The following is a 582-nucleotide window of genomic DNA, read 5'->3' on the forward strand; positions in this document are numbered from 1 at the left end:
GATTGCCTTTCTTGGTCTGATGCATCTCCGGATCGCGTTGCTGCTCTTTGTTCTTGGTAGAGCTGGGTGCCTCAATGATGGTGGCATCCACCAAAGTGCCTTGGGTCATCATGACGCCTGCTTCGGCCAGCCAGCGATTGATGGTCTTGAACAATTGACGGGCCAGTTGATGCTGCTCGAGCAGGTGGCGGAAATTCATGATGGTGGTGCGATCCGGCAGGGCGCTATCCAGGGATAATCGGGCAAACAGGCGCATGGAGGCGATTTCGTACAGGGCATCTTCCATGGCACCGTCGCTCAGGTTGTACCAATGCTGCATGCAGTGAATACGCAGCATGGTCTCCAGCGGATAGGGCCGTCGGCCATTGCCCGCCTTGGGATAAAACGGCTCGATGACAGCGGTCATATTCTGCCATGGCAGAATCTGCTCCATGCGGGAGAGGAAAATCTCTTTTCGGGTCTGACGGCGCTTAGTGCTGAATTCACTATCGGCGAAGGTGAGTTGATGGCTCATGATGTCCCTCTGGGATGCGCTCCGGATGAATATGATGATCTCATATCAGGAACTTGTTCGCACCTTCC

Annotated in this window: 1 pseudogene; it reads right to left on the reverse strand. The window is 54.6% G+C overall.

The features are described from left to right. Positions 1 to 514 (reverse strand): annotated as a pseudogene (locus SIK97_RS01010) (IS5-like element ISKpn26 family transposase); the annotation flags it as partial. Positions 515 to 582: the final 68 nt, after the last annotated feature.

Origin of the sequence: Klebsiella sp. JN_Kp126, from assembly GCF_033843325.1 — a bacterium.
In the GTDB taxonomy this organism is placed as follows: Bacteria; Pseudomonadota; Gammaproteobacteria; order Enterobacterales; family Enterobacteriaceae; genus Klebsiella; species Klebsiella michiganensis.